Genomic DNA, 8,226 nt, shown 5'->3' on the forward strand with positions numbered 1-8,226 from the left:
GGGCGCTGATTCTCGGGCGCTGATTCTCGGGCGCTGATTTTCGGCGCCGACCTCGAAGGCGAAGGCCGGCATCGTTCTCCCCTCCGCCGCGTTGTCCCGCTCACAGCGGACGGCGCGGCGGATGACGGTCTTCTTCACGAGCGATACGCATTTCGGCGACCCGCGGATCCTGCGGATCGACCGGCGGCCCTTCCCGGACCTGCCGACGCACGACGCGGCGCTGGTCGAGGCCTGGAACGCCGTGGTCTCCCCCGAGGACACCGTCTGGCATCTCGGCGATTTCGCCCTCGGCCCGCCGCCGGAGCGCGTCGCGGCCCTGCTCGCCGCGCTCCACGGCCGCAAGCATCTCATCGTCGGCAACAACGACGGCCCGGCCACCCTGTCGGCGCCCGGCTGGGCCTCGGTGGCGCATTACGCCGAGACCGAGGTCGAGGGCCGCCGGCTCGTGCTGTGCCACTACGCCTTCCGGACCTGGAACGGCCTCGGCCGGGGCGCGATCAACCTGCACGGCCACTCGCACGGCCGGCTCAAGCCGATCCCGCGCCAGTACGATGTCGGGATCGACGCCCAGGGCCCGGCGCCGGTCACCCTCGACCGGATCCTCGTCTCGCGCCGCGGCCGCGCCGGACAGGCTCCCGGCCGGACGGAGGCCGCCGGGGTGACGGAGAGGCCGCAGGACGGATCGCAGGCCAATTCGATCGCCCCCGAGCCGGCGGAAGGTTCCGTCAAGAAACGCGGCAGATCCCGTCAAGACGTCTCGGAACCATCGGCTTAGCGTCGCCGTTCAAAACACCGACACGGACGGCGGCGCGACGGTGGCAGCAGTGACGGCACTGCGGAACCTGCGCGTCGAGCGCTCCCTCACCTTTTCATGACCTCGGTCGAACCAGCGTCGGTCTGCCCCATGCGTCACCTCATGCGACACACCGCTCTCGCCGGCCTCGCGGCCTCCCTCGTCGGCGTCTCCCTCGTTTCCTCCGCGCTCGCCGCGCCCGGCTGCCTCGACGGCCGCCGCAAGATCCAGGAGGCCAGCGCCCTGCGCTACCAGGCCCGCCAGGAGGCGCGGCTCGGCAACCGCGACCGGGTCTGCGACACCCTCGACGAGATCGGCGACCGCTATCACGAGGCGCAGGACGCCTTCGAGGATTGCGGGGCCGACATCGTCTCGATCGACCTGCGCAGCGAGCTCCGCTCCCTGCGGGTCGCCAAGCACGTCAACCGCTGCGACTGAGCGGGCCTCAGCCCCCACCATCGCCGTCCACCATCGACGGATCACCGTGCAACGCGGTGTTGCGAAAGCCGGAACCGCCCAGGGGACGGGTGTGGTCCCGCACCGCGAAGCGTTGCCTTAAGGCGCAGATTCACTTCAACGAAACCGATCGCCCCCGCGCCGGACGAACCCTCTCATCGGCCTCAGGAATCCTGCCATGATCACCACCGACAGCACGCTCCGCCAGCCCTCCGCCGAGATGCGGACCGGACCGTCCTTCACCGCGGCTCTGTGCGGCTTCCTCGGCAGCACCGTCGCGACGACGATGGTGATGTTCCTGCTCAGCAGCAGCGTCTGATTCGCCGCGACCGGCAGACGACCGGTTTTCAGGGCGCGACCGACCACAGGCGGCTGCGCGAGAACAGCATCTCCGGCTTGCCGACCTGCATCGCGGCCTTCGGGGCCGGGCATTGGGGGGTCGTCTCGGGGCGCGGGGGCGGGGTGACCGCCGCCTGAGCGGGCGGAACGAGACCCAGCCGCAACTGCACCGTCGGATGCCGCGCTGCGGTGATGGTGACGACGCCGGCGATGATGCAGCCGGCCATCAATCCGAGGAAGAAGTTCGTCATCTGAGGCGGGTTCCGGACCCGGTGCGGCGCGGATTGGCGACAAGGCCGGCCACGGCGAAGCACTCTCCCCCTTTCGGGGCGCCAATGGGGCAGAACCGTTGCATACCCGCTTTTAACAAACCGCATGCATGATTCGCCCAGCGCTGGCCGAGGGCGGCGCGGGGAGACCTCCGATCATGCAGTATGCGGCCAATGCCTACGCGAAAGTCGCGCGCGTGGCGCTCTCGCCTCGGGAGGCCGAAGCCGCCGTGTTGCTGAAGGCCGCCGGCCGCCTCCGGGCCCTCGGGGCCCAGGTCGAGACGGGCCCGGCCCTCAACGACGCCCTCACTTTCAATCAGCGGGTCTGGACGATCCTGGCCTCCGCCGCGACCGAGCCGGGCAGCCCGCTCCCGGTCGAGGTCCGCAACGGCATGGCCCAGCTCTCGGCCTACGTGTTCCACACGATCGTCGACACGATGATCGAGCCGACGGCGGCGAAAATCGAGTCCCTGGTCTCGCTCAACAACCACATCGCCGCGGGCCTCCAGGGCGATGCCGGGCCGGGGGCGTGAGCGTCCCGGAGGCGATGTCCCCCTAGACGAATCAGCACGACCGGACGATCCGCGGATCCGCCTCTCGGCGTCGCGTGATCTCCGGAGACGTTGGAACCCCGTCCGCACCGCCTCCCGCGGGGAGTGGCCGGGCGGCGGTCAGGCGGCGGTCAGGCGGTCTTGGCGATGCGCTCGCCCGGGAAGGGGGCCGATTCCCGCGCATAGGCGCGCGCCTTGAGGATCACCTCGTCGGGGATCTGCATCACCACGTCCCCGGTCTGCGGATCGGTGACCCGGAAGACGAGGCTCTGACTCTCCGCATCGCGGACATAGGCACGCCGCTCCGGTTCGGACGGCTTCGCCTCGGTGTTCTCGGGATTCACCGCGAGGGTGACCGCGGGGTCGAGCACGCGGGAAGCTTGGGCCTCGCTGCGGGGCGTCTCGGCGACCGGGCGGACGGGGGTGACGGGGGCGGTCGAGATGGGCGGCGTGGCGGCCGCAGCCCTGATCGGATCCATGGCAGCATTCCTTCGAGTTCCGGCGAGAAGCCGGCCCTCAGAAGATTGCGCGCGTCGCTACCGGAGTCTTAAGCGGCGCCGCTTGTCCCCCGGGAACGGGTACCAGCTTCACCGATCCGTAAAGATTGCCTGAAGGATTTTCACGAATCGCCGGCGGATGACGGCGCGACGGACCGATGACCGCCAGGCTTCCACTGCTGCGCATCCTCCAGGCTGCTTCCGAACAGAGCGGAAAAGCGTTCGTCGAGCGCCGCGAAGGGGAGCCCGATCTCCCGGGCGAGGGTCGCCAACCGATCGAGCGGCGTCTCGGACAGCGCCTGATAGATCCGCGCCCGCTCGGCCTCCGAGGGCGCATCCCCGAGAAGGACCGCGCGCAGGCGCGGGGCCGGCAGCGCCCCGTAGCTGACACTGCCGTGGGCCGCGGCGGATTCCAGCGCCGTCCTCCGCTGCATCGTGCCCTCCGTTCGACCGCCCGCTGAATCCTACGCGCATCCGTTGATCGGCATCAACGCGCGGAGCGGGCGATCCCGCGCATCGCACGATGCAAGAAAGTCGGGGCAGTACACACTGCCCCGACCTGAGTTTTGGACGCGAAGCGTTTTCCCTGTCGAAGGGCGCGTTACTCCGCCGCGTCGACGTAGAGCTTGCCGCCCTCGGCCAGGAACTCCTGCGACTTCGCCGCCATGCCGGCCTCGCGCTCCTCCTCGGAGAGGGGCTTGGCCTGGCCCAGCACCACGCCGGCCTCCTCCATGGCGAGCACGTCGGCGCGCAGATCCTGCGTGATCTTCATCGAGCAGAATTTCGGGCCGCACATCGAGCAGAAATGCGCGACCTTGTGCGCGTCCTTCGGCAGGGTCTCGTCGTGGAAGCTGCGCGCCGTGTCGGGGTCGAGCGAGAGGTTGAACTGGTCCTCCCAACGGAAGTCGAACCGGGCGCGGCTGAGCGCGTCGTCGCGCAGCTGCGCGGCGGGGTGGCCCTTGGCGAGGTCGGCGGCATGCGCCGCGATCTTGTAGGTGATGACGCCGGTCTTCACGTCGTCGCGGTTCGGCAGCCCCAGATGCTCCTTCGGCGTGACGTAGCAGAGCATCGCCGTGCCGAACCAGCCGATCATCGCCGCGCCGATGCCCGAGGTGATGTGGTCGTAGCCGGGCGCGATGTCGGTGGTCAGCGGGCCGAGGGTGTAGAACGGCGCCTCGCCGCACTCGCGCAGCTGCTTCTCCATGTTGACCTTGATCTTGTGCATCGGCACGTGGCCGGGGCCCTCGATCATCACCTGACAGCCCTTGTCCCAGGCGATCTTGGTGAGTTCGCCCAAGGTCTCCAGCTCGGCGAACTGGGCCGCGTCGTTGGCGTCGGCGATCGAGCCGGGGCGCAGGCCGTCGCCCAGCGAGAACGACACGTCGTAGGCCCGCATGATGTCGCAGATCTCGTCGAACCGCTCGTAGAGGAACGATTCGCGGTGCCCGGCGAGGCACCAGCGCGCCATGATCGAGCCGCCGCGCGAGACGATGCCGGTGGTGCGCCGCGCGGTGAGCGGCACGTGGGCGAGCCGGACGCCGGCATGGATCGTGAAGTAGTCGATACCCTGCTCGGCCTGCTCGATCAGTGTGTCCTTGAAGACCTCCCAATCGAGCTTGAGCGGGTCGCCGCCGACCTTCTCCAGCGCCTGGTAGATCGGCACGGTGCCGATCGGCACGGGGGAGTTGCGCACGATCCACGAGCGGATGTTGTGGATGTTGCGCCCCGTCGAGAGGTCCATGACCGTGTCCGCGCCCCAGCGGATCGACCAGACCAGCTTCTCGACCTCTTCCGCCGCCGAGGAGGTGACGGCCGAGTTGCCGATATTGGCGTTGATCTTCACCAGGAAGTTGCGGCCGATCGCCATCGGCTCGAGTTCGAGGTGGTTGATGTTGGCCGGGATGATGGCGCGCCCGCGGGCCACCTCCTCGCGCACGAATTCGGGGGTGATGAAGGGCGGCACCGCGGCGCCGAAGTTCTGGCCGTCCGCCAGCGCGGCCTCGGCGCGCTCCAGCATCTGCTCGCGGCAGGCGTTCTCGCGGTGGGCGACGTAGATCATCTCCTCGGTGATGATCCCGGCGCGGGCGAACTCGTACTGCGTCACCATCTGCCCGGCCTCGGCCCGGCGGATCGTGCGCTCGGCCGGGCACGGGGCGACGAGCTTGTCGGCCGCGGCGAAGCCGTTGTCCTCGGGCTTCACGTCGCGGGGTTTGACCGCCGCGTAGCCGCGCCCGACGATCCAGGGCTCGCGCACCGGGGCGAGACCCTTCTCGAGGTCGATCGCCGCATCGGTCTCGGTGTAGGGGCCCGACGGGTCGTAGACCCGCACCGCCTCCTCCTTCGGATCGGAGAGGGCGATCTCCCGGAAGGGCACGCGGATGTCGGGCCGGCCGGGGGCCCCGGCGTAGACTTTTCGCGAGCCCTGGACCGGGCCGGTGGTGACGCTGGCAGGGCTGCCGTTGGGAAGATCTTTGGGACGGACGGGTGCGTTCATCGCTGTCGCTCCTGATGGGGGAGGCGACCCGTGGTCCCGACGATGGTGCGGATGGCCGACGCTGCTTCGAGCAGCGGCCACTGGTTCCCGTCCCTCCGCCGGTACGAGCCGGATCAGGTTCAAGGGTCAGGGCGCCAGCCCACTCTCAGCCCCTTTTCGGGGCCCCCCTCGGAACGATTCCAACCTCTGCCTCGACGCGATCCTTGTCAATCCTTTGCCGGGACCGTCCGATTCGGAGGAGACATTTTTCCGGTTCGGAAGGACTCGGCCGTGACGGCGGGAGCACGGCGCGAAAGCTTGATCGAGTGGCACGGATGCGAGCCACGGTTTCGACGAAAAACTCACCAATTGCGGCAGGAACTCCCTTTTGGCGACCGCGAGGCGCGGCTTGGGTGTGGATGACGCCCGGTCGGCGGGTGGCCATGCGCCCGCCTTTTCGCGACACACGATGGCGATGAGCACGATCATCCCTTTCCGCCGCCCTGCCCCCGCGAAACCGGCCCGCGCCGGTTGCGACGTGGCGGCCGTCGCGGGCGACCTCCTGGTCGTGCTGGATCAGCTCGAAGGGCTGGTGGCGCGGGCCGCCGAGATGGACCGGCCGCGGATCGAGGTGGAGCGCAGCGTGCAGCACCTGCTCGACGCGATCAGCGCGGTCGAGCGCGCCTCGGATACGCTGGGCGAGGGCAGCAGCATCTCCGAGCCGGCCTGACGGCAGGGCTCACGCCCCGGCGTGGAGCACGCTCGCCATGATCGTCCCGTAATGGCACGCGGTCGCGGCGAGGACGAAGCTGTGCCAGATCGCGTTCTGGAACGGCAGGCTCCGCCAGACGTGGAACACCACGCCCACCGAGTAGAGCAGGCCGCCGACGGCGAGGAAGCCGAGGGCCGACGGAGTGAGCCCCGAGATCACCGATTCGTAGGCGAGCACGCCGCTCCAGCCCAGCATCAGGTAGAGCACGATCGAGACCCGGTCCCAGCGGCCGGGCATCAGGATCTTGATGGCGATGCCGGCGAGCGCCACCGTCCAGATCAGGGCGAGCAGGATCCAGGCGACGGGGCCGGAGCCCACCAGCGCCACCACGGGCGTGTAGGTGCCGGCGATCATCAGGTAGATGAAGGCGTGGTCGAACCGGCGCAGGATCCACTTGCGCGGACTCACCGGCCACATGTTGTAGGCGGCCGACGCGCCGAGCATCGCCAGCATCGCGGTGGCGTAGACCAGCAGAGAGGCGCGCTCGATCCAGCCGAGATGCGTCAAAGTCGCGGTGACCACCAAGCAGACCGCGCCGAGAACCCCGAGGACGAGACCCGCGATGTGAACCGCACCGTCCGCCCGCAATTCGTACGGCGTGTAGTTCCAGGTCAGCGCAAGCGGGCGTCCGTCCTCGGCCAGAAACATCCTCTGCTCCCGTGTTGGCGAGGTATTTAATTCTATAGTGCCGCGAGTCGTTCCATCATCGAACTAACGACCAAGTGGTCTTCCACCGAAATTGTCTCCGCGACGACTGGCCTCCAACCATTGCGCCGCAAGATAAGCCAAATTTTATGCTGCATCGCAGTCGCCCGCGGCGCTGTTTCCAGCATCGGGACCGACGGCGACGGTTTCGTGACCCTGCCCGGCCGGCGAGGCAGGTTTCACGCCAGACGGACGGGATGACGCGGGGGGGGCCTCACCGGATCGGGTCGATCCGTTCGGGAGGGCGGATCCGAGCCAGGCCGGGCGCCGTCAGGCGCCGCGGCCGGCGAGCGTCTCCAGGCCGATCGGCACCTCCGCCACCTCGGGCGCGGAGGCGGCGCGCACGCCCAGGCTGAGGCGGGCGTGGACGGTCGCCATGATCAGCACCGCCATGGCGAAGACCTGATGCGCGAGGCCCGCCCAGAGCGGCACCTGCAGGAGCAGGGTGACGATGCCGAGGCCCATCTGCGCCAGGGCCAGCACCGCGACCCCCATGGCACGCCCTGCGGCGCTGCCGGGGGCCGCGCGGACGGCCTGGATCGCGTGGGCGAGGGCCGCCAGCACCACGAGATAGGCGAAGAGGCGGTGGTTGAGCTGCACCAGGGCGAGGTTGTCGACGAAGTTCTCGATCCAGGGCACCTTGTCGAACAGCACCCGGGCCGGCGGCACGAGGACGCCGTCCATGTCGGGCCAGGTGTTGTAGAGCAGGCCCGCCTTCGAGCCGGCGACGAGGCCGCCGAGCCAGATCTGGATCAGCACCAGAACCGGCAGGAGGCCGGCGAAGAGCCGCACCGGCTCGGGCGCGGGGGCGAGCGCGCGGGGACGCGTGCCGGCGGCGAGCCAGACGAGGCCGGCGAGGATCAGGCTCGCGGTGGTGAGGTGGAGCGCGAGCTTGAGCGGCGCCACCGCCGTCATGCCGGGCTGCAGCCCCGAGGCCACCATGATCCAGCCGATCGCCCCCTGGAGCCCGCCGAGCAGGCCGAGGCCGAGGAGACCGAGCAGGAGGCGGCGCCCGAGCATGCCGCGGATCCAGAACCACGCGAAGGGAAGGAAGAAGACGAGGCCGACGATCCGCCCGAGCAGGCGATGACCCCATTCCCACCAGTAGAGCGTCTTGAAGCCGTCGAGCCCGATGCCCTGGTTGAGGATGTGGTATTGCGGCGTGTCGCGGTACTTGTCGAACTCCACCGCCCAGTCGGCGGCGTTGAGCGGCGGGACCACGCCGGTCACCGGCCGCCACTCGGTGATCGAGAGACCCGAACCGGTGAGCCGCGTCGCGCCGCCGATGGCGACCATCGCCACCACCAGCACGGCGAGCCCGTAGAGCCACGCGCGCACCGCGCCGTGTCCGGGACGGTAGGAGGCCGCCGG

11 protein-coding genes and 1 riboswitch are annotated in these 8,226 nt (G+C 69.6%); of the genes, 5 read left to right on the forward strand and 6 right to left on the reverse strand.

What is annotated here, in order from left to right:
* Window positions 1–121: 121 nt before the first annotated feature.
* From MFF42_RS03185 to MFF42_RS03195, 3 genes are all read left to right on the forward strand, one after another.
* On the forward strand, window positions 122–775 hold the full coding sequence (locus tag MFF42_RS03185) for a metallophosphoesterase family protein (RefSeq protein ID WP_238254469.1): 654 nt from the start codon (window positions 122–124) through the stop codon (window positions 773–775).
* Window positions 776–904: 129 nt separating this feature from the next.
* Window positions 905–1,231: a hypothetical protein gene (locus tag MFF42_RS03190; RefSeq protein ID WP_238254470.1), complete on the forward strand. Its 327-nt coding sequence runs from the start codon at window positions 905–907 to the stop codon at window positions 1,229–1,231.
* A 196-nt stretch (window positions 1,232–1,427) separates the two neighbouring features.
* Window positions 1,428–1,568, forward strand: a complete 141-nt coding sequence (locus tag MFF42_RS03195; protein ID WP_173807896.1) for a hypothetical protein — start codon at window positions 1,428–1,430, stop codon at window positions 1,566–1,568.
* Window positions 1,569–1,596: 28 nt separating this feature from the next.
* Here the strand turns inward: MFF42_RS03195 and MFF42_RS03200 are convergent, their stop codons facing one another.
* A complete protein-coding gene (locus MFF42_RS03200) occupies window positions 1,597–1,839 on the reverse strand; it encodes a hypothetical protein (RefSeq protein ID WP_238254471.1) in 243 nt (80 codons plus the stop codon).
* Window positions 1,840–2,015: 176 nt separating this feature from the next.
* On the opposite strand from MFF42_RS03200, the gene MFF42_RS03205 reads away from it, so the two are divergent.
* Entirely contained in the window at window positions 2,016–2,390 is a 375-nt protein-coding gene (locus tag MFF42_RS03205) for a flagellar biosynthesis regulator FlaF (protein WP_238254472.1), read from the forward strand.
* Between the two features lie 149 nt (window positions 2,391–2,539).
* Here the strand turns inward: MFF42_RS03205 and MFF42_RS03210 are convergent, their stop codons facing one another.
* From MFF42_RS03210 to thiC, 3 genes are all read right to left on the reverse strand, one after another.
* The gene (locus tag MFF42_RS03210; protein ID WP_238254473.1) at window positions 2,540–2,887 is read right to left on the reverse strand and encodes a flagellar protein FlaG; all 348 of its coding nucleotides are present in this window, start codon (window positions 2,885–2,887) and stop codon (window positions 2,540–2,542) included.
* A gap of 140 nt (window positions 2,888–3,027) precedes the next feature.
* Window positions 3,028–3,339: a hypothetical protein gene (locus MFF42_RS03215; protein WP_238254474.1), complete on the reverse strand. Its 312-nt coding sequence runs from the start codon at window positions 3,337–3,339 to the stop codon at window positions 3,028–3,030.
* 167 nt (window positions 3,340–3,506) lie between these two features.
* Window positions 3,507–5,399 (reverse strand): phosphomethylpyrimidine synthase ThiC, encoded by a 1,893-nt coding sequence (thiC, locus tag MFF42_RS03220; RefSeq protein WP_238254475.1) that lies wholly within the window; start codon window positions 5,397–5,399, stop codon window positions 3,507–3,509.
* Window positions 5,400–5,472: 73 nt separating this feature from the next.
* A riboswitch (TPP riboswitch) is annotated at window positions 5,473–5,578 on the reverse strand.
* Window positions 5,579–5,847: 269 nt separating this feature from the next.
* Between thiC and MFF42_RS03225 the strand changes: the two genes are divergently transcribed.
* The gene (locus MFF42_RS03225) at window positions 5,848–6,108 is read left to right on the forward strand and encodes a hypothetical protein (protein WP_238254476.1); all 261 of its coding nucleotides are present in this window, start codon (window positions 5,848–5,850) and stop codon (window positions 6,106–6,108) included.
* Between the two features lie 9 nt (window positions 6,109–6,117).
* Here the strand turns inward: MFF42_RS03225 and trhA are convergent, their stop codons facing one another.
* Together trhA and MFF42_RS03235 are read right to left on the reverse strand one after the other, a co-directional pair.
* Complete coding sequence (gene trhA, locus MFF42_RS03230) at window positions 6,118–6,798, reverse strand: PAQR family membrane homeostasis protein TrhA (RefSeq protein ID WP_238254477.1); 681 nt, start codon at window positions 6,796–6,798, stop codon at window positions 6,118–6,120.
* A gap of 327 nt (window positions 6,799–7,125) precedes the next feature.
* Entirely contained in the window at window positions 7,126–8,193 is a 1,068-nt protein-coding gene (locus MFF42_RS03235) for a COX15/CtaA family protein (protein ID WP_373875126.1), read from the reverse strand.
* Between the last annotated feature and the right edge of the window lie 33 nt (window positions 8,194–8,226).

This window comes from Methylorubrum podarium, assembly GCF_022179745.1.
Classification (GTDB): domain Bacteria; phylum Pseudomonadota; class Alphaproteobacteria; order Rhizobiales; family Beijerinckiaceae; genus Methylobacterium; species Methylobacterium podarium.

Bases quoted from the DNA above. Each gene is read 5' to 3' on its own strand.
- trhA (WP_238254477.1), bottom strand. From the start codon at position 6,798: ATGTTTCTGGCCGAGGACGGACGCCCGCTTGCGCTGACCTGGAACTAC.
- MFF42_RS03210 (WP_238254473.1), bottom strand. From the start codon at position 2,887: ATGGATCCGATCAGGGCTGCGGCCGCCACGCCGCCCATCTCGACCGCC.
- MFF42_RS03195 (WP_173807896.1), top strand. From the start codon at position 1,428: ATGATCACCACCGACAGCACGCTCCGCCAGCCCTCCGCCGAGATGCGG.
- thiC (WP_238254475.1), bottom strand. From the start codon at position 5,399: ATGAACGCACCCGTCCGTCCCAAAGATCTTCCCAACGGCAGCCCTGCC.
- MFF42_RS03185 (WP_238254469.1), top strand. From the start codon at position 122: ATGACGGTCTTCTTCACGAGCGATACGCATTTCGGCGACCCGCGGATC.
- MFF42_RS03200 (WP_238254471.1), bottom strand. From the start codon at position 1,839: ATGACGAACTTCTTCCTCGGATTGATGGCCGGCTGCATCATCGCCGGC.
- MFF42_RS03205 (WP_238254472.1), top strand. From the start codon at position 2,016: ATGCAGTATGCGGCCAATGCCTACGCGAAAGTCGCGCGCGTGGCGCTC.
- MFF42_RS03225 (WP_238254476.1), top strand. From the start codon at position 5,848: ATGGCGATGAGCACGATCATCCCTTTCCGCCGCCCTGCCCCCGCGAAA.
- MFF42_RS03190 (WP_238254470.1), top strand. From the start codon at position 905: ATGCGTCACCTCATGCGACACACCGCTCTCGCCGGCCTCGCGGCCTCC.
- MFF42_RS03215 (WP_238254474.1), bottom strand. From the start codon at position 3,339: ATGCAGCGGAGGACGGCGCTGGAATCCGCCGCGGCCCACGGCAGTGTC.